Source organism: Kosakonia sp. 1610 (genome assembly GCF_050435845.1).
GTDB lineage: Bacteria > Pseudomonadota > Gammaproteobacteria > Enterobacterales > Enterobacteriaceae > Kosakonia > Kosakonia cowanii.
Map to the genome: position 1 here is coordinate 592,739 of NZ_JBNDKZ010000001.1, position 24,089 is coordinate 616,827.

General features: G+C 55.1%; 27 protein-coding genes, 3 tRNA genes and 2 pseudogenes. 15 read left to right on the forward strand and 17 right to left on the reverse strand.

The window, feature by feature from the left end; all coding sequences use genetic code 11:
- Positions 1–128: 128 nt before the first annotated feature.
- The 4 genes and pseudogenes from ABIC80_RS02695 to ABIC80_RS02710 form a co-directional block, all read left to right on the forward strand.
- The gene (locus ABIC80_RS02695; RefSeq protein ID WP_157737672.1) at positions 129–464 is read left to right on the forward strand and encodes a DUF496 family protein; all 336 of its coding nucleotides are present in this window, start codon (positions 129–131) and stop codon (positions 462–464) included.
- 179 nt (positions 465–643) lie between these two features.
- Positions 644–1,188 (forward strand): annotated as a pseudogene (gene cobU, locus ABIC80_RS02700) (bifunctional adenosylcobinamide kinase/adenosylcobinamide-phosphate guanylyltransferase).
- A complete protein-coding gene (cobS, locus tag ABIC80_RS02705) occupies positions 1,185–1,925 on the forward strand; it encodes an adenosylcobinamide-GDP ribazoletransferase (RefSeq protein WP_429175346.1) in 741 nt (246 codons plus the stop codon). Before cobU ends, cobS begins: the two are co-directional and overlap by 4 nt.
- A 19-nt stretch (positions 1,926–1,944) precedes the next feature.
- Positions 1,945–2,178 (forward strand): annotated as a pseudogene (locus ABIC80_RS02710) (nicotinate-nucleotide--dimethylbenzimidazole phosphoribosyltransferase); the annotation flags it as partial.
- A gap of 222 nt (positions 2,179–2,400) precedes the next feature.
- Here the strand turns inward: ABIC80_RS02710 and ABIC80_RS02715 are convergent.
- Positions 2,401–2,712, reverse strand: coding sequence for an ArsR/SmtB family transcription factor (locus ABIC80_RS02715; protein ID WP_042717288.1), 312 nt, complete (start codon positions 2,710–2,712; stop codon positions 2,401–2,403).
- Positions 2,713–2,930: 218 nt separating this feature from the next.
- On the opposite strand from ABIC80_RS02715, the gene fusA reads away from it, so the two are divergent.
- Positions 2,931–5,033, forward strand: a complete 2,103-nt coding sequence (fusA, locus tag ABIC80_RS02720) for an elongation factor G (RefSeq protein WP_429175349.1) — start codon at positions 2,931–2,933, stop codon at positions 5,031–5,033.
- Between the two features lie 57 nt (positions 5,034–5,090).
- Here fusA and ABIC80_RS02725 read toward each other — a convergent pair whose 3' ends face one another.
- The gene (locus tag ABIC80_RS02725; protein ID WP_429175351.1) at positions 5,091–5,531 is read right to left on the reverse strand and encodes a DUF3828 domain-containing protein; all 441 of its coding nucleotides are present in this window, start codon (positions 5,529–5,531) and stop codon (positions 5,091–5,093) included.
- Complete coding sequence (locus tag ABIC80_RS02730) at positions 5,532–5,891, reverse strand: CHAP domain-containing protein (protein ID WP_187799322.1); 360 nt, start codon at positions 5,889–5,891, stop codon at positions 5,532–5,534.
- Between the two features lie 201 nt (positions 5,892–6,092).
- Between ABIC80_RS02730 and ldtA the strand changes: the two genes are divergently transcribed.
- The 4 genes from ldtA (at position 6,093) to ABIC80_RS02750 (ending at position 9,654) form a co-directional block, all read left to right on the forward strand.
- Entirely contained in the window at positions 6,093–7,049 is a 957-nt protein-coding gene (ldtA, locus tag ABIC80_RS02735) for a L,D-transpeptidase (protein WP_429176458.1), read from the forward strand.
- A gap of 121 nt (positions 7,050–7,170) precedes the next feature.
- Positions 7,171–8,196, forward strand: a complete 1,026-nt coding sequence (locus tag ABIC80_RS02740) for an LLM class flavin-dependent oxidoreductase (RefSeq protein ID WP_429175353.1) — start codon at positions 7,171–7,173, stop codon at positions 8,194–8,196.
- A gap of 532 nt (positions 8,197–8,728) precedes the next feature.
- On the forward strand, positions 8,729–9,088 hold the full coding sequence (locus tag ABIC80_RS02745; RefSeq protein WP_429175356.1) for a hypothetical protein: 360 nt from the start codon (positions 8,729–8,731) through the stop codon (positions 9,086–9,088).
- 8 nt (positions 9,089–9,096) lie between these two features.
- Positions 9,097–9,654, forward strand: coding sequence for a hypothetical protein (locus ABIC80_RS02750; RefSeq protein ID WP_429175359.1), 558 nt, complete (start codon positions 9,097–9,099; stop codon positions 9,652–9,654).
- Between the two features lie 221 nt (positions 9,655–9,875).
- On the opposite strand, the gene ABIC80_RS02755 is transcribed toward ABIC80_RS02750, so the two are convergent.
- Positions 9,876–9,951: transfer RNA gene (locus tag ABIC80_RS02755), tRNA-Asn, on the reverse strand.
- Between the two features lie 5 nt (positions 9,952–9,956).
- Between ABIC80_RS02755 and ABIC80_RS02760 the strand changes: the two genes are divergently transcribed.
- From ABIC80_RS02760 to ABIC80_RS02770, 3 genes are all read left to right on the forward strand, one after another.
- Positions 9,957–10,115, forward strand: a complete 159-nt coding sequence (locus tag ABIC80_RS02760) for a DUF5951 family protein (protein ID WP_219846320.1) — start codon at positions 9,957–9,959, stop codon at positions 10,113–10,115.
- Complete coding sequence (locus ABIC80_RS02765; RefSeq protein WP_094420880.1) at positions 10,115–11,602, forward strand: EmmdR/YeeO family multidrug/toxin efflux MATE transporter; 1,488 nt, start codon at positions 10,115–10,117, stop codon at positions 11,600–11,602. Before ABIC80_RS02760 ends, ABIC80_RS02765 begins: the two co-directional genes overlap by 1 nt.
- An 80-nt stretch (positions 11,603–11,682) precedes the next feature.
- Positions 11,683–11,758 (forward strand) — tRNA-Asn (locus ABIC80_RS02770).
- 65 nt (positions 11,759–11,823) lie between these two features.
- Here the strand turns inward: ABIC80_RS02770 and ABIC80_RS02775 are convergent.
- From ABIC80_RS02775 to ABIC80_RS02825, 11 genes are all read right to left on the reverse strand, one after another.
- Complete coding sequence (locus tag ABIC80_RS02775) at positions 11,824–12,225, reverse strand: hypothetical protein (RefSeq protein WP_429175362.1); 402 nt, start codon at positions 12,223–12,225, stop codon at positions 11,824–11,826.
- 34 nt (positions 12,226–12,259) lie between these two features.
- Positions 12,260–12,667, reverse strand: a complete 408-nt coding sequence (locus tag ABIC80_RS02780; RefSeq protein WP_429175366.1) for a hypothetical protein — start codon at positions 12,665–12,667, stop codon at positions 12,260–12,262.
- A 13-nt stretch (positions 12,668–12,680) separates the two neighbouring features.
- Positions 12,681–13,043 (reverse strand): hypothetical protein, encoded by a 363-nt coding sequence (locus tag ABIC80_RS02785; protein WP_429175369.1) that lies wholly within the window; start codon positions 13,041–13,043, stop codon positions 12,681–12,683.
- A 106-nt stretch (positions 13,044–13,149) separates the two neighbouring features.
- On the reverse strand, positions 13,150–13,521 hold the full coding sequence (locus ABIC80_RS02790) for a hypothetical protein (protein ID WP_429175371.1): 372 nt from the start codon (positions 13,519–13,521) through the stop codon (positions 13,150–13,152).
- Positions 13,522–13,732: 211 nt separating this feature from the next.
- Positions 13,733–15,187 carry an AMP nucleosidase gene (locus ABIC80_RS02795; RefSeq protein WP_023479170.1) on the reverse strand — a complete coding sequence of 485 codons (1,455 nt, stop codon included), beginning with the start codon at positions 15,185–15,187 and terminating at the stop codon, positions 13,733–13,735.
- Positions 15,188–15,320: 133 nt separating this feature from the next.
- Positions 15,321–16,298, reverse strand: a complete 978-nt coding sequence (locus ABIC80_RS02800) for an MDR family oxidoreductase (RefSeq protein WP_429175374.1) — start codon at positions 16,296–16,298, stop codon at positions 15,321–15,323.
- Positions 16,295–16,996, reverse strand: a complete 702-nt coding sequence (locus ABIC80_RS02805; protein WP_200580489.1) for a TetR/AcrR family transcriptional regulator — start codon at positions 16,994–16,996, stop codon at positions 16,295–16,297. Before ABIC80_RS02805 ends, ABIC80_RS02800 begins: the two co-directional genes overlap by 4 nt.
- Before the next feature lie 104 nt (positions 16,997–17,100).
- Positions 17,101–17,289, reverse strand: a complete 189-nt coding sequence (locus tag ABIC80_RS02810; RefSeq protein ID WP_054803193.1) for a YjfB family protein — start codon at positions 17,287–17,289, stop codon at positions 17,101–17,103.
- A 105-nt stretch (positions 17,290–17,394) separates the two neighbouring features.
- Positions 17,395–17,703 carry a YciI family protein gene (locus tag ABIC80_RS02815; protein WP_200580490.1) on the reverse strand — a complete coding sequence of 103 codons (309 nt, stop codon included), beginning with the start codon at positions 17,701–17,703 and terminating at the stop codon, positions 17,395–17,397.
- A 10-nt stretch (positions 17,704–17,713) separates the two neighbouring features.
- The gene (locus ABIC80_RS02820; RefSeq protein ID WP_200133873.1) at positions 17,714–18,328 is read right to left on the reverse strand and encodes an FMN-dependent NADH-azoreductase; all 615 of its coding nucleotides are present in this window, start codon (positions 18,326–18,328) and stop codon (positions 17,714–17,716) included.
- 16 nt (positions 18,329–18,344) lie between these two features.
- Positions 18,345–19,109: an alpha/beta fold hydrolase gene (locus ABIC80_RS02825; RefSeq protein ID WP_429175377.1), complete on the reverse strand. Its 765-nt coding sequence runs from the start codon at positions 19,107–19,109 to the stop codon at positions 18,345–18,347.
- A gap of 118 nt (positions 19,110–19,227) precedes the next feature.
- On the opposite strand from ABIC80_RS02825, the gene ABIC80_RS02830 reads away from it, so the two are divergent.
- Positions 19,228–20,220, forward strand: a complete 993-nt coding sequence (locus ABIC80_RS02830; protein ID WP_312605090.1) for a GlxA family transcriptional regulator — start codon at positions 19,228–19,230, stop codon at positions 20,218–20,220.
- A gap of 45 nt (positions 20,221–20,265) precedes the next feature.
- On the opposite strand, the gene ABIC80_RS02835 is transcribed toward ABIC80_RS02830, so the two are convergent.
- Positions 20,266–20,341 (reverse strand) — tRNA-Asn (locus ABIC80_RS02835).
- A gap of 341 nt (positions 20,342–20,682) precedes the next feature.
- Between ABIC80_RS02835 and nac the strand changes: the two genes are divergently transcribed.
- Both nac and cbl read left to right on the forward strand, forming a co-directional pair.
- Positions 20,683–21,600, forward strand: a complete 918-nt coding sequence (gene nac / locus ABIC80_RS02840; protein WP_054803190.1) for a nitrogen assimilation transcriptional regulator NAC — start codon at positions 20,683–20,685, stop codon at positions 21,598–21,600.
- A gap of 101 nt (positions 21,601–21,701) precedes the next feature.
- Positions 21,702–22,652: an HTH-type transcriptional regulator Cbl gene (gene cbl, locus ABIC80_RS02845; protein WP_200580494.1), complete on the forward strand. Its 951-nt coding sequence runs from the start codon at positions 21,702–21,704 to the stop codon at positions 22,650–22,652.
- A 41-nt stretch (positions 22,653–22,693) separates the two neighbouring features.
- Here cbl and shiA read toward each other — a convergent pair whose 3' ends face one another.
- Entirely contained in the window at positions 22,694–24,010 is a 1,317-nt protein-coding gene (gene shiA, locus ABIC80_RS02850; RefSeq protein WP_429175380.1) for a shikimate transporter, read from the reverse strand.
- Positions 24,011–24,089 lie beyond the last annotated feature (79 nt).

The window sequence follows — 24,089 nt, forward strand, 5'->3', positions numbered from 1 at the left end:
TTCAGCTATATTTGCGGTTATGATAGCCAGCAGGAAAACTTATTGTCATATGCCACTGCTTTGGGTAGGTTTGCCTCTCAGGTGATGGCCTTAACGAATCCGAATCTCAATTAATCAGGGGTGTCAAAATGGAAACAACCAAGCCTTCATTCCAGGACGTTCTGGAATTTGTGCGTCTGTTCCGTCGCAAAAACAAACTGCAGCGCGAAATTCAGGACGTTGAGAAAAAGATCCGTGATAACCAGAAACGCGTTCTGCTGCTGGACAACCTCAGCGACTACATTAAGCCGGGCATGAGCGTTGAAGCCATTCAGGGCATTATTGCCAGCATGCGTACCGACTACGAAGATCGCGTTGATGACTACATCATCAAAAACGCCGAGCTGTCGAAAGAGCGCCGCGAAATCTCTAAAAAACTGAAAACCATGGGCGAACTGAAGTCGGTCGAAAACAAAACCGAGTAAGCGCCTGCGCGGTGAGAGCCTCGTCTCTCACCGTCTTCTCTTTTCTCCACTCCCTTCCACTTTTCTTCCTCCTTTTTTCTTTATCACCCATAAAAACCAGGCCTTTCTCTGTTTGCAGAGTGGTAAAATGCGACGCGCAGAACGCACATCAGGACGTTTAAATCTCATCAGGAGCGCGCATGTTAACGCTTGTCACCGGCGGCGCGCGCAGCGGCAAAAGCCGTCACGCCGAATCGTTAGTCAGCCACGCGCCGCGAGTGTTATATATCGCCACCGCGCAAATTTTTGATGAAGAGATGGCCGCGCGCATTGCCCATCATCGCCAGAGCCGCCCGGCACACTGGCGCACGGAGGAGCGCTGGCAGCAGATAAGCAATACATCACCGCGCACAGCGATGCGGATGAGGCGATCGTGCTGGAGTGCATCACCATGCTGGTGACTAATCTGCTCTTCGCCTTTGGCGGCAGCGACGATGCTGAGGGCGGGGATTACGCCACGCTGGAGGCACAGGTGCAGCAGGAGATCGATATGCTAATTGCTGCCTGCAACGCCTGTCCCTCACCGGTGGTGATGGTAACCAATGAAGTTGGAATGGGGATCGTGCCGGAAAACCGTCTGGCGCGGCATTTTCGTGATATTGCCGGGCGCGTTAATCAGCGGCTTGCACAGGCAGCCGATGAGGTCTGGCTGGTGGTATCGGGAATTGGAGTGAAAATAAAATGATCAAGTTGTTCTTCGCCACATTGTCGTTTATCAGCCGCATTCCGGTGCCGGGCCGCTGGGTACAGGGGCTGGATGGGGCGGATTATGTGCGTGGGATCACCACTTTCCCGCTGGTCGGCCTACTGCTCGGCGGCCTGAGCGGTCTTCTTTTCACGGTCTTGCACACCTGGTGCGGTGCGCCGCTGGCAGCGCTGTTGAGTGTGCTGGCGCTGGCGCTGCTGACCGGCGGTTTCCATCTCGATGGTCTGGCAGATACCTGTGATGGCGTTTTCTCCACCCGCCGACGCGAGCGGATGCTTGAGATCATGCGCGACAGCCGTCTTGGCACCCACGGCGGGCTGGCACTGGTGTTTGTGCTGGTGGCAAAAATCCTCGTGCTCAGCGAGCTACAGCTGCGCGATACGCCGATGATCGCGGCGCTGGCGGCGGCCTGTGCTGCCGGGCGCGGCTGCTCAGTGTTACTGATGTTCGGACACCGCTACGCCCGCGACGAAGGGCTGGGCAATCTGTTTATTGGCAAAGTTTCCGGCAGAGATACCTTTGTCACCTTAATCATCACCGCACTCATAACCGTGGCGCTGCTTGGCGCGCAGGGCGTGCTGGCGCTGCTGGTCACCATGGTGGCGATTTACCTGCTCGGCTGGTTGCTCAAGCGCACCCTCGGCGGGCAGACCGGCGACACTCTCGGCGCGGCGATTGAGCTTGGCGAGGTTATCTTCCTGTTGGCGCTACTCTGATCCCTTAACGAGAGACCTCATGCAGACATTAGCGACGATATTAGCCGCCATTCCGGCTCCCGACGAAGGGGCGATGCGACGCGCGCAGCAGCACTTAAATGGGTTACTCAAACCGGTTGGCAGCCTCGGGCGGCTCGAGTCGCTGGCGGTGCAACTGGCCGGGATGCCCGGCCTTCAGGGCGAGCTGCGGGTAGATGAGAAAGCGCTCATTGTGCTGTGCGCCGATCACGGTGTCTGGCAGGAAGGCGTGACGCCGCCTGTGCGATTTACAACCAGATGGTGACGCTGGCGGGCAGCAATATTGTGTTGCCGCCGGTGCAGTGAGGGTTGCCGGATGGCGCTGCGCTTATCCGGCCTACAAACAGCATGCATTCGGTTTGCGTAGGCCGGATAAGGCGTTAGCCGCCATCCGGCACCAGTAAAAGTGCAACAGACTAGTCGCTATACCGTTAGCCGCCATCCGGCAAAACGCGCCTCATTCGGCCTGCTGCATTACCTGCAACAGTGTATCGAGCAAGCCGGGAAAACAGCTATCCAGATCTTCGCGGCGCAGTGAAATCATATTCTCCCGCCCCTGCGGGCGCTGCCACACCACGCCGCTGTCGCGCAGCACGCGCCAGTGATGGGTCATGGTCGATTTCGCCACCTCCTGCGGGCGCAGCGTGTTGCAGCTCATTTCACTGCCGTCGGCCAGGCGCTTGATGATGGCCAGGCGCAGGGGGTTGCCGAGCGCAAAAAGCACATTTTCCAGGCGAAACTGCTCACGTTCAGGGTGGTTAGCGATCATACTTTTCCTGTATTAACGATGGGGCTGCGGCTGACTCAGCGGCGCTACTATACGCAAACTGCCTGTTTAACACCACGACCGCTACCCCGGATTCGCCAATCGAAAGAATAGTAAAAATAGTTCGAATATATACGTACAGTTGTACTATGCTAAACGCCGTTAAACCACTGCGGCTCATTCGGGCCGCCAACTGACAGTCAACAGACTAAGGACGCATCATGCCCCGACCCATTCCTCTCGAACGTTATCGCAACATCGGTATCTCCGCGCATATCGATGCCGGTAAAACCACCACCACCGAGCGCATCCTGTTTTACACCGGGATGAGCCATAAGCTGGGGGAAGTACACGATGGCGCGGCAACCACCGACTGGATGGCGCAGGAGCAGGAGCGCGGCATTACCATTACCTCCGCGGCGGTAAGCTGCTTCTGGCCCGGTATGGATCGCAATTTTGAACCGCACCGTATCAACATTATCGATACCCCAGGGCACGTCGATTTCACCATCGAAGTGGAGCGCTCTATGCGCGTGCTGGACGGCGCGGTCATGGTTTACGACTCGGTGGGCGGCGTGCAGCCGCAGTCAGAAACCGTCTGGCGGCAGGCCAATAAGTATCACGTTCCGCGCCTCGCGTTCGTGAACAAAATGGATCGCCCCGGCGCAGACTTCTTCCGCGTGGTTCAGATGATGATCGACCGTCTGAAAGCCAACCCGGTGCCGATTGTCATCCCTATTGGCGCTGAAGAGCACTTCACGGGCGTGGTCGATCTGATCAAAATGCGCGAAATTATCTGGGATGATGCCACGCAGGGCATGTCTTTTAGCTATGCGCCGGTGCCTGAAGAGTTACTGGAAACCGCGCAAGAGTGGCGCGAAAAAATGGTCTCTGCGGCAGCGGAAGCGAACGAGACATTGATGGATAAATACCTGGAAACCGGCGAGCTGGACGAAGCTGAAATTATTGCCGGTCTGCGCCAGCGCACCATCGTCGGAGAAATCCAGCCGATGCTGTGCGGCAGCGCCTTTAAAAACAAAGGTGTGCAGCGCATGCTCGACGCGGTAGTGGAACTGATGCCGTCGCCGCTCGATATTCCGGCGATTCAGGGCGTGGATGAAAGAGGCCAGCCGGCGGAACGTCATGCGAATGATGACGAGCCCTTCTCGGCGCTCGCCTTCAAACTGATGACCGACCCCTATGTCGGCCAGCTGACCTTTATCCGCGTCTACTCGGGCGTGCTGAAAAAAGGCGATGCGGTCTACAACCCGGTGAAAGGCAAAAAAGAGCGCATTGGGCGTATTGTGCAGATGCATGCCAACGATCGTCACGAAGTGGATGAGTTGCGTGCAGGCGATATCGCCGCCTGTGTCGGGTTGAAAGATGTCACCACTGGCGACACGCTCAGCGATCCGGACAAGGTGATTACGCTTGAGCGCATGGAGTTCCCGGAGCCGGTGATCTCGCTCGCCATCGAGCCGAAGACCAAAGCGGACCAGGAGAAGATGGGCATCGCGCTACAGCGGCTGGCGGCGGAAGATCCGTCATTCCGTCTGCATACGGATGAAGAGTCCGGGCAAACCATCATCTCCGGGATGGGGGAGCTGCATCTGGAGATTATCGTTGACCGCATGAAGCGCGAATTCGGCGTGGAGGCGAATATTGGCCGTCCACAGGTCACGTACCGCGAAACGCTGCGCAAAACTGTTAAAGAGATTGAGGGCAAGTTTGTGCGTCAGTCCGGCGGTAAAGGTCAGTATGGCCATGTAGTGCTGACGCTGGAGCCGCTGGCGGCGGGAAGCGGCTTTGTATTTGAAGACGCGACCAAAGGCGGCGTGGTGCCGCGCGAGTATATCCCCTCCGTTGAGAAGGGGCTGCGTGAAGCGATGAACAGCGGCGTGCTGGCGGGCTACCCGGTGGTGGATGTGAAAGCGACGCTGACCTTCGGCTCCTATCACGATGTCGACTCTTCGGAGATGGCCTTCCGCATGGCGGCGATCTTTGGCTTTAAAGAGGGCGCGCGCCGCGCGGATCCGGCGATCCTCGAACCGGTGATGCATGTCGAAGTAGAGACGCCGGAGGAGTACGCCGGGAATATTATGGGCGATCTCTCTTCGCGTCGCGGCATGGTGCAGGGCATGGAAGAGCGCTTCGGTAGCCAGATTATCCGCGCCGACGTGCCGCTGGCGGAGATGTTTGGCTATGCCACCACGCTGCGATCGATGTCGCAGGGGCGTGCAACCTACAGCATGGAGTTCCATCACTACGCGGAAGCGCCGCGCAATGTGGCCGAGGAGATTATCGCCAGCCGCAGTAAAGGATAAGTTTTAACTCTTCACTTCAAACCCCGCTTCGGCGGGGTTTGAAGTCATGAACATGCATTATTGCGAGGCGATAATCTCTGTCCCGGTTACTGATTGAATTTTCCAGGTACCCGCCTCCTTCACCATACAATCCACCACTATGTGTTTTTTATCTTTGCCAAAGGCGACGAAGACATTGGTGCATACAGGATCAACAAGTGTTTGCATAACGGCTACGTTATCAACCCAGTCGTCATTAATATCTTGCGTGCCGATAAAGAAATCGCCACCGTAATTGGCTTCATCAGTTTTCGCCGCATGGCGCAGTTTTTTAAGGGTGTTGCCAGTGACGTATTTATCGATTTTCTGCCCGTCCAACGGCGATGAGTTATCTGCTGCAAATTGAGCGATATACCATTTGTTGAAGTTGAGAGCTTGCTGCTGCGCAATTTCAATTGGGGAGGGTGAGGCCCAGGTGGCTGTTGAGATGAACAGTAATAACAGCGAGATTATTTTCATTTAATTATGCCTGTAGATTTTAAATGAGGGGCGATGCTTGCGGTAGGCTGGGCCTGGGTACATGCCTGAATGCTGCACAAAATCGCTGATCCAAACCTTACCATCAAAAATGCAGGTGTGACCGGGTATACTTTCCGGGATACTCTGGATAACCGCAACATCGCCTTTTTGTGGCTGATCGGTAATTTCGTAAAAACCCGCATGAACCAGGCTCGGACCGAAATCTTTCGCGTAATTTGCGCGAACCCCGATAATACCTCCCGCTTCAATTGCTTTGCGCACAGCAAAAGCGCATTTATGAAGACTACCCGCGTGCGCATGTTTGCGGGCGTACTCTACTGCAGCATTTTTATCCCACATAATTCCCTTCGATTAATGAAAATTTTTGTAAAGGAGGGTGCAATTTTCGAATATTTAAATAGTGCCTTATGTCGGAAAATTCTTAAACGAAGCGGGTAAGAGTATCTGTTTCGCTCAGATAGCGAGGTGGAAGGCGATAAGCAGATCCCAGTAAGCCGACTATCATTAGCAGACATCCGCTTCGCCTGAGGAAAGGTTATGTTGCGTCCTGTCACACTGCTTTGCGCTTCTCTGCTGTTATTGTCAGCCCGGCCTGCGCTGGCGGTCACTTATCCGTTGCCGCCGGAAGGTAGCCGGCTGGTGGGTAGCCCGCAAACCATCACCGTGCCGCAGGGCAACACCTTTCCGCTGGAAGCCTTTGCCGCGAAATATGGCCAGGGGCTAAGCAATATGCTGGAAGCCAATCCCGACGCTGACCCCTTTCTGCCAAAAGCCGGTTCACAGCTAGTCATCCCGCAGCAGATCATCCTGCCTGATACCGTGCGGGAAGGCATTGTTGTTAACGTCGCGGAAATGCGGCTCTATTACTACCCAAAAGAGAGCAATACCGTTGAGATCCTGCCGATTGGTATCGGCCAGGCCGGACGCGAAACGCCGCGTAACTGGGTGACTGCCGTTGAGCGCAAACAGGCGGGTCCTACCTGGACACCGACGGCCAACACCCGCAAAGCCTACGCCGATGAGGGCAAAACCCTGCCAGCCTTTGTGCCAGCCGGGCCGGATAACCCGATGGGGCTGTACGCCATCTATATCGGTAAGCTGTATGCCATACATGGCACCAATGCGGATTTCGGCATCGGCCTGCGCGTTAGCCAGGGCTGCATCCGCCTGCGCAATCAGGATATTAAATATCTGTTCGATAACGTGCCGGTCGGCACCCGCGTGCAGATTATCGATGAGCCGGTGAAAGTGAGCCGCGAGCCGGACGGCAGCAGCTGGGTCGAAGTGCACGAGCCGCTGTCGCGCAACCGCGCAGAGTTTGAATCGACGGCAAAAGTGCCGCTTCCCGCCACGCCAGTACTCAACAGAATCGTAAAAGAGGCGGGTGCAGATGCAGGCCAGGTGGCGATGGCGCTGGAGAGACGTTCAGGTATGCCGGTAAAAATCGGCGCGCCAGCTGTGAACAACAGCGAAATGCGAGGTATTGAGCGGATGTAAAAGCGGGCAGCGCAATTGCTCAATTAATTTGAATATTATTGTTAAATCAATGTCATTTCTTCTTATGGCGTAAAGCGTAGAGTAGGGGGCACTTACGATTTGCTGAACGAAGGACGACGCCATGAAGAAGATCGGCTTTTTATCATTTGGTCACTGGACCCCCTCGCCGCAGTCCGGCACCCGCTCCGCGGCTGACGCGCTGCTGCAATCAATCGATCTGGCGGTCGCCGCAGAAGAGCTGGGTGCAGATGGCGCTTACTTCCGGGTGCACCATTTCGCCCGCCAGCTCGCCTCGCCGTTCCCGCTGCTCGCCGCCGTCGGCGCCAAAACCAGCCGCATTGAGATTGGTACTGGCGTGATCGATATGCGTTATGAAAACCCGCTCTATATGGCGGAGAGCGCCAGCGCGGCGGATCTAATTTCCGGTGGTCGTTTGCAGCTTGGCATCAGCCGTGGTTCGCCGGAGCAGGTGATTGATGGCTGGCGCTATTTCGGCTATCAGCCCGCCGAGGGCGAAAATGAGTCCGATATGGCGCGACGTCACACCGAAGTGCTGCTCGATGCGCTGCGCGGTGAAGGGTTTGCTAAACCCAACCCGCAACCGATGTTCCCCAATCCGCCGGGTTTGCTGCGCCTCGAGCCTTACGCAGAAGGCTTGCGCGAGCGCATCTGGTGGGGCGCGGGCTCCAATGCCACAGCGGTATGGGCGGCGAAACTGGGGATGAATCTGCAAAGTTCGACGCTGAAAGATGACGAAACGGGCGAGCCGTTCCACATTCAGCAGGCGCAGCAGATCCGCGCTTATCGGGAGGCGTGGAAAGCCGCCGGTCATACGCGCACACCGCGCGTCTCCGTTAGCCGCAGCATCTTTGCCCTGATGAACGATCGCGACCGTGCCTACTTTGGCGGCAGCCGCGACGACGATGACAAAATCGGTTTTCTTGATGAGAAGACGCGTGCGATTTTCGGGCGTAGCTATGCCGCAGAGCCGGACAAATTGATTGAACAACTTAAGCGAGACGAAGCGATTGCCGAAGCGGACACGCTGTTACTGACGGTGCCGAACCAGCTTGGCGTTGACTACAACGCCCACGTTATTGAATCAATTTTGAAACATGTTGCGCCTGCGATGGGCTGGCGAGATTAGGCCTGAAATAAAAAACGCCATGCATTTTTTCGCTGTGCCGGGAGTTAAATTTTGCTCCTGGCCTTGAGAATCACTCCTCTCTTATTGTTTACACCTTTTCCAGTATTACGCGGCACATCCGCGACTGATTTTTACAGGCATCGTTTAGCAATTATGGCTTTCCGGCTGTAACATTGCGAATACTAACAATAGTTTTACTCTAAGAGTCATCTATAAGCCCTTATGTAATAACCAGAACCGCTCAAGTTATTCTCTATTGCCTGCATAAAAGCGGTTTACTTGGTACGAATATCGACCATTAGCATTGTAAAATACGTTTTTGACACTGAGCGTAACAGCAATTATAAAGGTCTTTGTTAATAATAACCCACTGAAACATTTGGCGTAGTAGCAAAATGAAATGATGTTGGGTAATATTCATTCAGGTTCAAACGGGTATAGGGAGATCATATGGCTACTAAGCAGTTTTCATTCTGGCAACTTGCTAATTTGCTTGTTGAAGGGGTCGGCATGATGCACGGGGGGGTTCTCTGTGGTCGTGACTGTCACGGAGACGGATACCGCCGATGGTAAGGATATTCGCATAGCTGCAATTGGCCGTACCAATGCAGCCAAGGCGGCAGGATCAGGAAAAGTTCTTTTCTGGTGTAACGTTTTGAATAGCATTGATAACAAAAAATATGTGCTGAGTAGAAAAGCAAATGAGGCGTGGGCATTAGGCCTGGATGATATTTTTATAGGTGATACCAGCTTCTTCATTCCTAAAGATACTTACTCAGTGCCATCACTCAAAATAGAGTGTGGCTACGTTTACGCTAATTATACGGGGCAGTCTGTGCCTATTCCTCCCAGCATGAACCGAGAAATAAACTTAACGCAATTTCAACGGTGAGATATTCAATGAAAATTAAATTCTCTTTGGTTTTTCTTTCGATGGTTTTACTCCCGATTGTGGTGATTGCAGCCAATAGCATTAAATACCAGGATAAAGCGACAGAGGATGCCGCTAATCTCGTTACTCAATATACACTTGCTGATGATGCGCAAAAACAAGGCTATTTAAAGAAACTTGAAGAGCTGACGGTTAAGCATCCTGACAATAACAACGTCAGAAAGATGTATGCCAACATATTAATTGCCGATAAGAAATATCCTTCCGGGCTGCAGCAAATGGAAATGCTCAATAAAAATAATCCTCAGCCGGTTTCGAAGCTTACAGAGTGCATGTTGGTCGAAAGGAATGGTAAAGACGCGGAAAGTTGTTACAAGAATGCAGTCACACTATTCGAAACTAACCGTATCGCTGATGATAATTATATTATGGCACTTTACTTATCAGACGATCCCCGATTTGAAGCCGAGAAGAAGAAGCTCATCTCATCTGGAAAATTAACAGAGACAGAGAAAAGTTTATTTTCTATGAGTAAAAATGAATTGATTAGCACAATGTTCCCTTGAGTAAGTCAGGATGAACGGAATGTACAACGTTCCCTTTGATGCTGGAAGTGACGGAACCGGGAAAGCGGCTTCGTCGCATACTGCTTAAAGACTCTGATTCTGGTATGGCCGCGCAGTGTAGGGCGGTCATAATCACCAGCTGAAGCAGTGTGAGGTGTTAATCCGACACAGCACCAATGCAAAAAGCCCGCTCGGGTTTCCCTGAGCGGGCTTCTTAAATGTGGCTCCTCTGACTGGACTCGAACCAGTGACATACGGATTAACAGTCCGCCGTTCTACCGACTGAACTACAGAGGAATCGTGTGGAGGCTTATCTTAGCGGCGAAAAATCTTTTGTCAAACCCCATTTCAGGGGAGGGGAGTCAACTGCTGATTCCATCAGCGATTTGCATGTATTGACACCAATTTATGCTGAATTGCTTTGCAGGATCACCATTTCTCCCCCATCATTTGAAATGTAATTTCATCTTTTGCGGCAAGGACTATTTTGAACGTCGTCACCCCCCTTCGCCAGGCCGTCATGCGTACCCCCTGGTATAGAAAGCGTAAAAGCTATCGTGTGCTGTTCTGGCGGGAAATCACCCCGCTTGCGGTGCCGATCTTCCTCGAAAACACCTGTGTGCTGATGATGGGCGTGCTCAGCACCTTCCTCGTGAGCTGGCTGGGCAAAGAGGCGATGGCGGGCGTGGGCCTTGCCGATAGCTTTAACATGGTGGTAATGGCCTTTTTTGCCGCTATCGATCTCGGTACCACAGTGGTGGTGGCCTTCAGCCTTGGCAAACTCGACGCCGAGCGGGCGAGGTCAGCAACGCGGCAGTCGCTGATGATCATGACGCTGTTCGCCATCGTGCTGGCGGCGGTGATCCACTACTTCGGCCGTGAAATTATTGATGTGATAGCCGGGGCGGCAACCCAGCCGGTAAAAGATCTGGCGCTTACCTACCTTGAGTTAACGGTGCTGAGCTACCCGGCGGCGGCGATTGCGCTGATTGGCAGCGGCGCGCTGCGCGGCGCAGGGAACACCAAAATCCCGCTGCTGATTAATGGCGGCATGAACATTCTCAATATCATCATCAGTAGCGCGCTGATTTACGGTGCTTTTGGCTGGCAGGGAATGGGCTTTGCTGGTGCGGGGCTCGGGTTAACCATTTCGCGTTATATCGGCGCGGTGGCGATTATCTGGGTGCTGATGATTGGCTTTAACCCGTCGCTACGTATCCCGCTCAAAAGCTATTTCGAGAAGCTGAACTTCAACATTATCTGGGAAGTGATGGGCATCGGCATTCCCGCCAGTATCGAATCGGTACTGTTTAACGGCGGTAAACTGTTGACGCAGATGTTCGTCGCCGGCATGGGCACCAACGTAATTGCCGGGAACTTTATCGCTTTCTCCGTGGCAGCGTTGATTAACCTGCCCGGTAATGCGCTCGGCTCAGCCTCGACGATCATTACCGGTAAACGGCTTGGCAAAGGGCAGATAGCTCAGGCTGAACGCCAGCTGCGCCATGTCTTCTGGCTCTCAACGCTGTTACTAACAGCGATTGCCTGGGGAACCGCGCCGTTTGCTGGCTGGTTCGCCGCGTTTTACACCCATGAAGAGGATGTAAAAGAGGTCGTTAAGGTGCTTTTATGGCTTAACGCCGCATTTATGCCAATCTGGGCGGCTTCGTGGGTGTTGCCCGCCGGGCTGAAAGGCGCGCGCGATGCGCGTTTTGCGATGTGGGTGTCGATGCTCGGCATGTGGGGCTGTCGCGTCGTGGCGGGGTATACGCTCGGTATCGTGTTAGGTATGGGCGTGGTCGGCGTCTGGCTGGGGATGTTCCTTGACTGGGCGGTGCGTGGCGCGTTCTTCTACTGGCGAATGGTCAGCGGCCGCTGGCTGTGGAAGTATCCGAAGCCGCAGAAAACGCCGACGGAACGGGCCATTTCTGCGCAAAATGGAGAATAATTCGGCAAACGCGCCAAAATGTGAAATCAGGCTTTGACATGGCGCGGGGGCACCGCTAATATTCGCCCCGTTCACACGATTCCTCTGTAGTTCAGTCGGTAGAACGGCGGACTGTTAATCCGTATGTCACTGGTTCGAGTCCAGTCAGAGGAGCCAAATTTAAGAAGCCTGCTTACGAGCAGGCTTTTTGCTTTTTGTCTTCTGATAATACCTTTATTCGCCTACTCAGCTTCCCATGCGCCCAATTGCATTACTGCGATATTGTTCTTCTTCCCTTTTTTCACCACGATCGGCAGATCTTTTCTAAGCAGGTGCAGCTGCGCGGGTGTAATGAGAGCTTTTGCAGAGTGTAATTGCGGTGGATTATCGAGATGAAAAAAGATGTCGATAAAGAGGTTGTTGCCATGGAACATATTCGTTTGCTGCCAGGAAACAATGCGTGTGTTGTGCAGTTTTCCCGGCCACTTCTCGCGCGTAAGAAACACTTTTGCCGTTTTCATTCCGGTAGTGCTTCCGCGGAAGGTATAAAAAATGGCGATGATAAAAACGATAGGCGTTGCGATGCCAATCATAAGAAAGGTCATCTCAAACCCTGACATATTTGTAATCCAGTTTTTAAACACCGCTATTCCTTTTAAGTTGTTTACTTACCCAATGCTAACCAGCATTCTCATGTTCACCGATGTGCATTACGGCAATGAATTTCCATTTGCCCTTTTTAACCACGATCGGTAACCCATGCCGCAAAATATGTAGCTGGAGCGGGGAGACCAGAGCCTTGGCGCAATAACGATTGGGTGACGAATCAAGATAAAAAAAGAGATCGACGAAACGGGCATTTTCATAAAATGTATTGGTCTCTTCCCAGAACTCAATCTGCGTAGAGTGAAGTTTGCCGGACCAACGGTGACGTGTAAGGTAGATAATCCCAGCGAGAATGCTGGTCGACCTGCCTTTAAAACCAAAACAGATCCACCAGCAAAAGAGTAGTGTGACGGAAATGCTCACCAGGATGCTCATCCACTCAACAGGCTTCAGGCTGGCGAAAAAATGCTGCATAGCCATTGATCTCGTTACCTCAGTTTATGCAATTACCCAGCACGACAAGTTTCGTTGGCTCTTCTGCTAAATAGCGTATCTTCACACTCTTTCCTGCCCTGAACTCATCAAGATGGAGCATACGAACAAAAACCTCGCGCTGTGTGACTCTCACTTGATTATCAGCACTAAATTCAAGCGTGAGGTTGAGATGCAACACCCCCTCAATACTCTGGTTTTTATTCTGCTCGGTATGTGTGATCAGCGCGGTGGTCTCTTTACCTCTATTTTTTATCATTTCTTCCTCGCGCCCGCTGACCACTGAATTACGTACACTAATAAAGATGATCACGATGGAAAAGATCAGTAAGCAAATTAATATCCACATTGCTATCGTTGCCATGTTCACTCACTTAAATTGAAATCTCATCTTCGCAGACGTAGATACAGGCCGCCTGAATATCAGGTTATGTTAATTGTCCTAAGCCCAGGCTTCATCAAAGTTGCTGTTAATTTCTGACATCCCCCATTACTACAATTTTTGTGGGGTCATCCGTCATATAGCGAATAGTGATTTCACGACCTACCTTATAATTATCAGCATCAAAGAATTTTACGATGACATCTTTTCCTGTAGCAATCCTCTTTCCGGCGGCATCAAACTCTACTTGCAAATGCAGCACCAAAACACCTTCAACTTTTTGATTGTCGTGCTGCTGCGCATGAGTAATCCTGGCGATAGACTCCTTTCCTGAATTTTTGATGCGCTCATACGACCGCCCGGCTAGAACGGAGTTACGCACGCCAATAAACACAATGATTATTACGAAAGAGCAGATAATGACTGTCAACCCCAATGCAATATTCGCAAGCATATCCATGACTCCTTGTTGTGTTCCTTTACCTTGCAATATCGTCGGTTAGTTACGTGTGATGAGCAGCAGCCTCATTGTGCACGGTACCAATCTGCATAACAGCGATAAGATCCTTTTCCCTTTTGAGTTTCGCCCAACCGCAGCGATTTTAAGAATCTTCTGTCTACTAAATCTGGTAATTCACCGCCAGCCAAAACTGGCGGTGAGAGAGGCAGGTTTATCGGAAAGGGGGTTCGTTAAAGGTGCGCAGCTTACGCGAATGGAGACGATCGCCTTCGGCGCGCAGCAGGTCGATGGCGCGAATACCGATTTGCAGATGCTCGGAAATCGCCCCTTCGTAGAAGCGGTTCGCCTGGCCGGGCAGCTTTATCTCACCGTGCAGCGGCTTGTCCGAGACGCAGAGCAGCGTACCGTAAGGCACACGGAAGCGATAACCCTGCGCGGCAATGGTGGCGCTCTCCATATCAATTGCCACCGCGCGGCTCAGGTTAAAGCGCAGCGCTGAAGCGGAGTAGCGCAGCTCCCAGTTGCGATCGTCGGTGGTGACCACCGTGCCGGTGCGCAGCCGCTGTTTCACCTCTTCGCCAGGCATCTCGCTCACCTCTTTAGTGGCGTCATACAGCGCGCGCTGCACTTCGGCGATGCTCGGAATCGGGATGTCCGGCGGCAGGACTGCATCAAGAACATGATCATCACGCAGGTAGGCGTGCGCCAGCACATAATCACCAATCTGCTGGCTCTCGCGCAGGCCGCCGCAGTGACCAATCATCAGCCAGACATCCGGGCGCAGCACCGCCAGGTGATCGCAGATGGTTTTCGCATTCGACGGGCCAACGCCAATATTGATAAGCGTAATACCCTGACCGTCTGCCGTGACTAAGTGCCAGGCGGGCATTTGGTGCTTCTTCCACGCCAGATCGGAAATGGCCTGTTCCGGTGCTTCGGTGTCGGCGGTGATCCAGTGGCCGCCCGCGCAGGAGAGGGCGATATAGGGGCTATCGGGATCGAGGATCTGGCTGCAACCCCAGCGCACAAACTCATCCACATAGCGGGTGTAGTTGGTAAACAGCACAAACGGCTGGAAGTGCTCGACCTGCGTACCGGTGTAGTGGCGCAGGCGCGCAAGCGAGAAGTCGACGCGGCGGGCGTCGAAGTGCGACAGCGGGTAGAGCTCGGTCGGATGGAACAGGCCATCTGCCGTCTCATCGCCAATCTGCGCCAGTTCAGTGGTCGGGAAAAAGCGCGTCAGGCCAGCGCTCATTGAGCGATCCAGCGTCAGCTCTGAACCGTCTATCACATAAGGATAAGGGATCTCGTGGGCCGACAGGCCAACCTCAATCTGCGCGCCATAATCCTGGCACAGCAGCGTGAGCTGCTCGATAAGATAGGCGCGAAACAGCGACGGGCGGGTAATCGTGGTGGAGTAGCGGCCCGCATGGGTAAAGCGTGCATAAGCGCGGGTTTTCGACGGCTTGCTTGCGCTGCCGTTCCAGCTCACCGACAACTGCGGGTAGACGAACAGCCCTTTTTCACGCGCTTCAACGTCAGGAAGCTCACCTTTCTCAATATAGACACCAATCGCCTCGCGAAGGGCATTGACGGAGCGGTCATACAGCGCTTCCAGCTGATCCAGCGCCTGTTCCGGGGTCAGATTTGCACCCTCGTTGGTCATTTTTATCTCCTTATCTGCGTTACGGCTCTACCGATAATATGTCACGACTTTGTGAAACGAAAGTTGCCGGACAGTGATTCGGAAGAAACGGGGGGAGAAAAGATCCGGCGCGCCAGCGCACGCCGGAAGCGGGTTACGCGTGGATGTTGACCAGCGTACGGCCATGAATATTGTTGTTGAGGAATTCGGCGGCGGTGGCAGGGACCTGTTCGAGCGCGATCTCTGTTGCGGCCTGCTGGTAATAGCTCTCCGGCAGCGTGCTTGCCAGCTTCTCCCAGACGGTGCTGCGCTGTTCAGTTGGCACCATCACCGAGTCAACCCCTTGCAGACGCACATTGCGCAGAATAAACGGCATTACGCTGGTCGGCAGATCGAAACCGCCCGCCAGACCGCAGGCCGCCACGCAGCCGCCATAGTTGGTTTGCGCCAGCACTTTTGCCAGCACCTTGCTGCCAACCGTATCGACCGCGCCTGCCCAGAGCTGCTTCTCCAGCGGGCGCGTCTCGTCAAACTCACTTCTTGGCAGGATCTCATCGGCACCCAGCTGGCGCAGAAACGCATGGGTTGATTCGCGACCCGTCACCGCCGCAACGCGGTAGCCCAGCGCTTTCAGCAAGACAACTGCCGTGCTGCCGACGCCACCGCTGGCACCGGTAACCAGCACTGTGCCATCCTGCGGTTTTACGCCCGCCTCTTGCAGGGCGTTAACGCAGAGCATGGCGGTAAAACCGGCGGTGCCGATGATCATCGCATTGCGCGCGCTCAGGCTCTGCGGCAGCGGTACCAGCCAGTCGCCCTTCACGCAGGCCTGGGTTGCCAGGCCGCCCCAGTGGTTTTCCCCCACGCCCCAGCCGGTGAGGATCACCGCCTGGCCTGGCGTGTAGCGCGCATCGCGGCTTTCACTGACGCGACCAGCGAAATCGATGCCCGGCACCATCGGGAACTGACGCACGATTTTTCCTTTGCCGGTGATCGCCAGTGCATCTTTGTAGTTGAGGCAGGACCAGTCGATATCGACTTTTACCTTGCCCTCGGCAAGATCCGGCAGGGCGATCTCTTGCACCGCGGCGAGGGTCTGTTTCTCATGTTGTTCCAGAACTAATGCTTTCATAACTGCGTTTTCCTCGTCATGAGGGGTGGATTTCGGCGTAATGCCGGCTCTGCAGGTGTTATTTGAATATGTTGGCGGAAGAATGCCCAGAAGTGGTCGAGCGGCTCTGCGCTGCGAAAGAGTTTGGCGCGCATCACCGCACCCTCCCAGCCGGACCAGAAGAGGCTGGCCAGCGCCCCGGGCGATGCCTGTTGCGGCAGTTCGCCGCAGGCTTGCGCCTCGCGCAGGCACGCTGCCACGCGGCACTCCCAGTCGTGCAGAATGGTTTTTAGCTGCTCCGGAAAGGCATCGGGTAACAGCGGCGTCTCCTGCAACAGGTTGCCGACCAGGCATCCGCGGCGGAAATCATACTTCGCCATTCCTTCACCGCCGTGATGGACAAAGGCGTCCAGCCGTTGAAGAGGCGTATGTGACGTATTAAGCAGAAACGTGTCGAGTTTGTGGGCGAAGAAGGCACCGTAGGCCTCAAGCACCGCCATACCAAACGCCTCTTTGCTCTTAAAGCAGTGGTAAAACGATCCCTTAGGTACGGCGATATTTTTGATTACCGCATCGATCCCGGCGGCGAGATAGCCGGTTTCTGTCAGCACCTCCAGACCCGAGCGGATCAGCGCCTGGCGGGTGTCGGTAAAGTCGCGTGCCTTTTGCGGCGGGCGGCCACGACGCGGCTTTTGCGTCAATGTATTATCGCCATCCATAATTTAGACCGATTGGTTTTAATTAGCTTAAGCCTACGCCGGACGGGGAGAAGAGGCAAGGGAGGAGGGGAGAGAAAAATGCCCGCACAAGGCGGGCAAATCCGTCAGGCAGTCGTATTAATGGTACGACCGATAGCCGGATTAGAAGGCAACTGCGGGATCTGTTTGATCAGATCCGTTGCAATAGTTTGTTGCGTATCCAGCGCCTTTTTCAGCACCAGGGTGTTCACCTGGTTATCGAGCTGATAAGAATCAAGGCTGCTGGCTAATGATGCGATCTGAATTGGATCCATGTCGATCATCCTTTTGTTGTCGAGCAACATCGCTCAGCACGGCGAAATAAACGCCGCACTGAGTTATCGGCAAAGTGGCGCAAAACTTTACCCTAAGCCTGCTCGCTATACAGCTTTCGCTGCGGCTGCCCACTGTGCAGGAAAATCCACTGAGCGCAGCCCCGGCTCAACTGCGACCCGATCTACCGAGACGAGGGCATTGATAATAAAGGGATCGCGCTGGAGATAAGCCTCAATCTGTTTCTCATCTTGCGCCTGCATAAGGATAAAGCCGCCGGAGTTGTCGCTTAGCGGGCCGGCGACAATCACCATCCCTTGCTGAAATCCTTCCACCAGCCATGTTTTATGCCCTTCGCGCCACGGCTCCAGCCGCTCAGGCGAGGTTATCCAGCGTAATGTCACTGCGTATAACATTTTCGGCTCCTTACAGGTTAATGACATCTGCCACTGAGGCGATAGCGCGCTGAATTTCACGCTCTTTCACCGCATCTCCTTTCGAGATCCCCTCCGCCCGCACAAACGCGACGTTGGTGATGCCGAGGAAACCAAAAAAGGCGTTGAGGTAGCGCTCCTGGAAATCCATCTCCGCCAGTGGCGTATCGTGGTAAAAGCCGCCGCGCGAAGAGGCGATAATCACCCGTTTATCACCGGCAAGCCCGACCGGGCCCTGCGCGGTGTAGCTGAAGGTTTTGCCCGGCTGGGCAAGGCGATCCAGCCACGCTTTCAGCTGGCTCGGAATGGAGAAGTTGTACATCGGCGCGCCGATAACAATCAGATCGCTTGCCAGAAACTCCGCGACCAGCGCTTCGGAGAGACGATGCTCGACGGCGACATCGGCCGAGAGATCGCGCTCTGCCACCGGCCGGAAGCCTGCGGCGATGGGCGCGGTGAGATGGCTTATCTCGTCGTCAACAACATCACGATAAACCACCTCGTCATAGCGCCCGCTTTGCATCAGCCGGTCGACAATCTCCCGGGAGAGCAGGCGCGAGACGGAGTGCGCGTGATTAAAGCTCGAATCTATATGCAGGATGTTCATACCAATAGCCTCTGGTTCAGGGAAGAGAGCGGGCAGCCCGGTCGATAAACTCAGCCACGCGATCGGCATGAGAGATCATCGACAGATGGCTGGAGTAGAGTGAAACGCGCGTCGCGCCGATCGCTTTTGCCAGTGCGTTTTGCACGGTTGGGTTGAGGGCGGCGTCATTTTCGGTCACCAGATACCACGACGGTTTATCGTGCCAGGCAGCATGGGTGAGGGTGTCGGTAAAGGCGCGTGCGGCAATCGGCTGCTGTGCGGCGGCAAGCAGTTGCGCCCGCTGGCGGGAGAGGTCGTTTGCCATCACCTTATGAAACAGTGCCGGGTCGTCGAGCCAGATCAGCCCCTGTTCGTCGGCAGATAAACCCGTCATCGGCGCGTGTAAACGCGTCAGCAAGTCCGCGACAGACTCGTGGCTGTCCGGCACCAGCGCCGAGAGGTAGACCAGCCCTTTGACACGCGGATCGTTACCCGCTTCGCTAATCACCGCGCCCGCCCACGAGTGGCCGACCAGCAAAACCTCGCCCGGCTGGCGGGCAATAACTGCGCGCGTGGCGTTAACATCATCCTTTAGCGAGGTAAGAGGGTTTTGCACCGCCGTCACGTGATAGCCCATCGCCTGCAGCCGCGCCATCACCGCCGACCAGCTGGAGCCATCCGTAAACGCGCCGTGTACCAGAACGATATCAGGCATGGTCTGTTCCTTTGCCTGGGCGGAAAAAACGGTCATCAGCAGCAGGGTAAAAACCCGCATGGTTAACAGCATGAAGTTGCGCCACATGGCCAGCCCTTAATCAGTGGAGGAGAAGTTGGGAAGAGTGTGAAAGAATCTGCGGCGGGCGAGTAGTGTCTTATTTGACATCTATAATGCAAAATCGGACAGAGTGATGAGGTAACGTATGCGCGTTGCGCTTCTGGCATTACCCGGCAGTATGCGTTCAGCACTGGCGGGGTTAACGGATATGTTCTGGCTGGCAAATCAGGTTATCGGGCAAAATCAGCACGCCACCGCGCCTTTTGAAACGCAGATCGTAACAGCCACAGGCAAAGCCGTACCGGATGCGCAGGGGCGAATGATTGAGAGCGATGGTGGGTTTGACGAGCGCCCGGATCTGATTATTGCCAGCGGCATGAAGCTGAATGAGGATAAGCACCCCATTGACGCAGAAGCGGTTGCGCAGGCCGCGCAGTGGGTTAAAGGCTGCTATGCCAAGGGAAGCGTGGTGGCGGGGGCCTGTGCGGGCGGCTTTGTGCTAGGCGAGGCGGGGTTATTGACGGACAGGATCTGCACCACCACCTGGTGGCTGTTCCATACGTTTCGCGAACGCTACCCACGGGCAAAACCGGTGTGGGGAAAAGCGCTGGCTGAAGATCGCAATGTCATCACCACCGGCGGGCCACTGTCGTGGGTGGATTTAACGCTGCATATTGTCGCTAACCACGCCGGAAAAGAGATTGCCCGCCTGATGGCGGATATGGCCGTTGCCGACAGCCAGCCACTCTCCCAGCAGCTCTATGCGCCTAAAGGCTTTCTCAACTCCGTCGACCCGCTATTAACCAAAGCCGAAAATCTGGTGCGCTACCAGAACCCGGCCATCACCGTTGAGCAACTTGCCGCCGCGCTCAATATGACGCCGCGCACGCTGCACCGGAAAATGCGCGACCTGCTGCAGGAGAGCCCGAAAAGTTTCATCACCCGTGTGCGCATTGAGAGCGCGATAACGCTGCTTGAGGTGCCCGGCAACAGCGTCAGCCAGGTGGCCTTTGCCTGCGGATATCAGGATGAGACGGTTTTCAGACGGGCGTTCAGCGCCGTGACCGGTATGTCACCGGCGCGCTATAAAGCGTGGAGCCGAAGCCGACAGAACCTGCCGATGGAGCAGGGCGGCTGATGCAGAAAAGCAAAAAGCCCGCTTAAAAGCGGGCTTTTCTAAATCTGGCTCCTCTGACTGGACTCGAACCAGTGACATACGGATTAACAGTCCGCCGTTCTACCGACTGAACTACAGAGGAATCGTGTGAACGGGGCGCATATTATCGATGACCATCGGCCTTGTCAAAGGGTGGATTGCAATGAGATGACCGTTTGCTGACAAATTGGGCAATCTGTTCATCCCGCGCCCATTTGCGCCGCTTTTGGCGCTGTTTTGCACCGCGCTGGTGCAAATTACCCCTTATGGGGCATAAGCAAACCGCTGTTTCATGCTCTATTTATCCCGTAGCGATTAGAAAGGCTTATTATCCAGCCGCTTAACTCTCCTTTTATTCATCTCAGGAAATGTGGCAAGCATATTGCAACTCCTCCAACATCATCACTCTTAGCGTTGGCATGGGTAATCCTTACAGGAGGCAAAATGAACTTAAGACGCCTGAAGTACTTCGTAAAAATCGTCGATATTGGCAGCCTGACGCAGGCCGCTGAAGTGTTACATATTGCGCAACCTGCGCTGAGCCAGCAGGTCGCAACGCTGGAAGGCGAGATGGATCAACAGTTGCTGATCCGCACCAAGCGCGGCGTCACGCCGACGGAAGCGGGCAAGATCCTCTATACCCATGCGCGCACCATTCTGCGCCAGTGTGAACAAGCGCAGCTGGCGGTGCACAACGTCGGCCAGACACTGCGCGGCCAGGTATCGATTGGCCTTGCGCCCGGTACGGCGGCATCCTCAGTGACCATGCCGCTGCTGCAAGCAGTACGCGCCGAGTTGCCGGAAGTGACCGTTTACCTGCATGAAAACAGCGGCACGGTGCTGAACGACAAATTGTTAAACGGCCAGCTCGATATGGCAGTGCTCTATGAGCGCGCGCCGGGTGCCGGGATTAATAGCCTGCCGCTGCTGAAAGAGGATCTCTACCTCGTCGGCACGCGGGATTGCCCGGGGCAGAGCGTCGATCTGGCGGCGGTTGCTGAACTCAATCTCTTCCTGCCGCGCGATTACAGTGCCGTGCGTTTACGGGTGGATGAAGCCTTCTCTCTGCGCCGCCTGACGGCGAAGATCATCGGTGAGATTGAGTCGATTGCCACTCTGACGGCGGCGATTGCCAGCGGAATGGGGGTGACTGTGCTGCCGGAATCCGCCGCGCGCTCGCTCTGTAGCGCCACAAACGGCTGGATGGCGCGCATCACTACGCCATCAATGAGCCTGCCGTTGTCGCTCAATGTCTCCGCACGCGGCAGCATGTCACCACAGGCGCAAGCGGTGAAAGACATTCTGCTGTCGCTGGTCAGCCGTCCGACGATGGAGAACCGCGAGCTGCAACTGGCAAGCTAGTCTTTATTCCTTAAAAGTATAAGTTGCTGGTTTTTATTATTTGTTCTGCCTGGCCGCAGACTTTAACAATAACGTCATGATTGATGGGCCAGGAGCGAAGGGTGAACTTCCAGCAACTTAAAATTATCCGTGAGGCGGCGCGGCGGGATTACAACCTGACGGAAGTCGCCAACATGCTGTATACGTCGCAGTCCGGCGTGAGTCGACATATCCGCGAGCTTGAAGAGGAGCTGGGGATTGAGATCTTCATTCGCCGCGGCAAGCGATTGCTGGGTATGACCGAGCCGGGCAAAGCGCTGCTGGTGATTGCCGAGCGCATTCTTAACGAGGCGAGCAACGTCCGCAGGCTCGCCGACCTCTTCACCAATGACACCTCCGGTGTTTTAACCATCGCAACCACCCATACGCAGGCGCGTTACAGCCTGCCGTCGGTAATCAAATCCTTCCGCGCGCTCTTTCCTGAGGTTCGCCTTGAGCTCATCCAGGGGACGCCGCAGGAGATTGAAACCCTGCTGCATAACGGCGGCGCAGATATCGGTATCGCCAGCGAGCGCTTGAGCAATGACAGCGCGCTGGTCGCTTTCCCATGGTTCCGCTGGCATCACAGCCTGCTGGTGCCGCAGGATCATCCGCTGGCGCAGGCCTCACCGCTGACGCTGGAGGAGATCTGCCGCTGGCCGCTTATCACCTATCGTCAGGGCATCACCGGGCGCTCGCGCATTGATGAAGCTTTTTCCCGCAAAGGGTTAATTCCCGACGTGGTGCTGAGCGCGCAGGACTCCGATGTGATCAAAACCTATGTCGAGCTGGGTCTCGGCGTCGGGCTGGTGGCTGAGCAGTCCAGCGGTGAGCATGAAACGGGGAAACTGGTGCGCCTCGATACCCGGCACCTGTTCGATGCGAATACGGTCTGGCTGGGGTTAAAGCGCGGGCAGTTGCAGCGCAACTATGTCTGGCGTTTTATTGAACTCTGTAATGCCGGGTTGTCGGTCGATGAGATCAAACGCCAGGTGATGGAGCCGGATGAAGCGGCGATTGATTACCAGATTTAACGCCAAAAAAAGCCTGCGCAGACGCAGGCTTTTTTATCGGCTTAGTGCACCTGCGGCCTGATAAATATCGCCGTCACCGCTGAGAGCAAGCAACCCGCCATCAGGTAGATCGCCACGCTGTGCCACTCGCCGCCGGAGAAGGTTAAAAGCGCGGCGGCGATAAACGGTGTAAAGCCACCGCCGACCACGCTTGCGACCTGATACCCGACACCCGCGCCGCTGTAGCGATAACCTGCGCCAAACATCTCGGTGAACATCGGCTGCTGGACGCAGACCACCATATCGTGGGCGATATTCGCCAGCAAAATGGAGAAGATAACTACGCCAAGAATAGAGCGTGCTTCCAGCGCCATAAAGAAGGGGAATGCGCTCATAGCCCCGAGCAGGGCACCGGTAATATAGATACGCCGACGCCCGAAGCGATCTGCCATCCAGGCGAAGAGCGGGATAGTAAAGCAGCTGACGCCGCCCACCAGCAGCCCGATATTGAGGAACAGTTCGCGCGGCATGCCCAGGTTTTGCGTTGAGTAGTTAAGCGCAAAGGCGGTGACGATGTACATGGTCAGCAGTTCGCACAGCCGCAGGGCGATAATCTTAAGAAACGCGCCCGGATGGCGAACCAGCGCTTCAAACACCGGCGGGCGGGTTTTCACCTCAGTGGGCTTGTCTGCCTGCGCGCGTTCGAACTCTACCGACTCTTCCATGCCATTACGTACCCACAGCGCGCCAAGCACCAGCACAATGCTGAACAGGAACGGCAGACGCCAGCCCCAGCTCAGGAACTGCTCATCGGTGGTCAGCGTGCTGATCAGCGAAACCAGCCCGGTGGAGAGCAGCAGGCCGACGCCATAGCCCACCTGAATGCCGCTACTGTAGAAGGCTTTCTTACCGGCCGGGGCGCTCTCCACTGCCAGCAGCGCCGCGCCGCCCCATTCACCGCCAACGGCGAAGCCCTGAATGGCGCGCAGAGTCACCAGCAATACCGGTGCCCACCAGCCAATGGTGGCGAAAGAGGGGAGTATGCCAATGCAGGCGGTGGCAATGCCCATCATCCAGACGGTCATCATCAACATCCGCTTACGTCCTAAGCGGTCGCCGAAATGGCCGAAGACAATGCCGCCGAGCGGGCGGAACAGAAAGCCGACGCCAAAGGTAGCAAAAGCGGCAAGCGTGCCCATTGCCGGGTCGATCTGCGGGAAAAATTCGCTGTTAAACACCAGCGCGGCGGTGATGCCGTAGAGTAAAAAATCGAACCAGTCGACCACGGCGCCCGCAAAGCTGCCCCATGCAGCACGGCGTGCGCGGTGGGAGGATGGGGTCTGCTCATCGGGTCGGGGGGGAATGAGTGTGGAGTCCATAGCTGTCCTGTCTGTTCCTTACATCTTGCAATTTTTTATTATTAAAACCAGGGAAAGGATTACTCACATTGTATGCGGC

Bases quoted from the DNA above. Each gene is read 5' to 3' on its own strand.
- ABIC80_RS02715 (WP_042717288.1), bottom strand. From the start codon at position 2,712: ATGATCGCTAACCACCCTGAACGTGAGCAGTTTCGCCTGGAAAATGTG.
- ABIC80_RS02810 (WP_054803193.1), bottom strand. From the start codon at position 17,289: ATGGATCCAATTCAGATCGCATCATTAGCCAGCAGCCTTGATTCTTAT.
- ABIC80_RS02820 (WP_200133873.1), bottom strand. From the start codon at position 18,328: ATGAACATCCTGCATATAGATTCGAGCTTTAATCACGCGCACTCCGTC.
- nac (WP_054803190.1), top strand. From the start codon at position 20,683: ATGAACTTAAGACGCCTGAAGTACTTCGTAAAAATCGTCGATATTGGC.
- ABIC80_RS02800 (WP_429175374.1), bottom strand. From the start codon at position 16,298: ATGAAAGCATTAGTTCTGGAACAACATGAGAAACAGACCCTCGCCGCG.
- ABIC80_RS02830 (WP_312605090.1), top strand. From the start codon at position 19,228: ATGCGCGTTGCGCTTCTGGCATTACCCGGCAGTATGCGTTCAGCACTG.
- ABIC80_RS02825 (WP_429175377.1), bottom strand. From the start codon at position 19,109: ATGTGGCGCAACTTCATGCTGTTAACCATGCGGGTTTTTACCCTGCTG.
- ABIC80_RS02695 (WP_157737672.1), top strand. From the start codon at position 129: ATGGAAACAACCAAGCCTTCATTCCAGGACGTTCTGGAATTTGTGCGT.
- fusA (WP_429175349.1), top strand. From the start codon at position 2,931: ATGCCCCGACCCATTCCTCTCGAACGTTATCGCAACATCGGTATCTCC.
- ABIC80_RS02815 (WP_200580490.1), bottom strand. From the start codon at position 17,703: ATGTTATACGCAGTGACATTACGCTGGATAACCTCGCCTGAGCGGCTG.
- cobS (WP_429175346.1), top strand. From the start codon at position 1,185: ATGATCAAGTTGTTCTTCGCCACATTGTCGTTTATCAGCCGCATTCCG.
- ABIC80_RS02785 (WP_429175369.1), bottom strand. From the start codon at position 13,043: ATGGCAACGATAGCAATGTGGATATTAATTTGCTTACTGATCTTTTCC.
- ABIC80_RS02805 (WP_200580489.1), bottom strand. From the start codon at position 16,996: ATGGATGGCGATAATACATTGACGCAAAAGCCGCGTCGTGGCCGCCCG.
- ABIC80_RS02750 (WP_429175359.1), top strand. From the start codon at position 9,097: ATGAAAATTAAATTCTCTTTGGTTTTTCTTTCGATGGTTTTACTCCCG.
- shiA (WP_429175380.1), bottom strand. From the start codon at position 24,010: ATGGACTCCACACTCATTCCCCCCCGACCCGATGAGCAGACCCCATCC.
- ABIC80_RS02780 (WP_429175366.1), bottom strand. From the start codon at position 12,667: ATGGCTATGCAGCATTTTTTCGCCAGCCTGAAGCCTGTTGAGTGGATG.
- ABIC80_RS02725 (WP_429175351.1), bottom strand. From the start codon at position 5,531: ATGAAAATAATCTCGCTGTTATTACTGTTCATCTCAACAGCCACCTGG.
- ABIC80_RS02790 (WP_429175371.1), bottom strand. From the start codon at position 13,521: ATGGATATGCTTGCGAATATTGCATTGGGGTTGACAGTCATTATCTGC.
- ABIC80_RS02740 (WP_429175353.1), top strand. From the start codon at position 7,171: ATGAAGAAGATCGGCTTTTTATCATTTGGTCACTGGACCCCCTCGCCG.
- ABIC80_RS02730 (WP_187799322.1), bottom strand. From the start codon at position 5,891: ATGTGGGATAAAAATGCTGCAGTAGAGTACGCCCGCAAACATGCGCAC.
- ABIC80_RS02795 (WP_023479170.1), bottom strand. From the start codon at position 15,187: ATGACCAACGAGGGTGCAAATCTGACCCCGGAACAGGCGCTGGATCAG.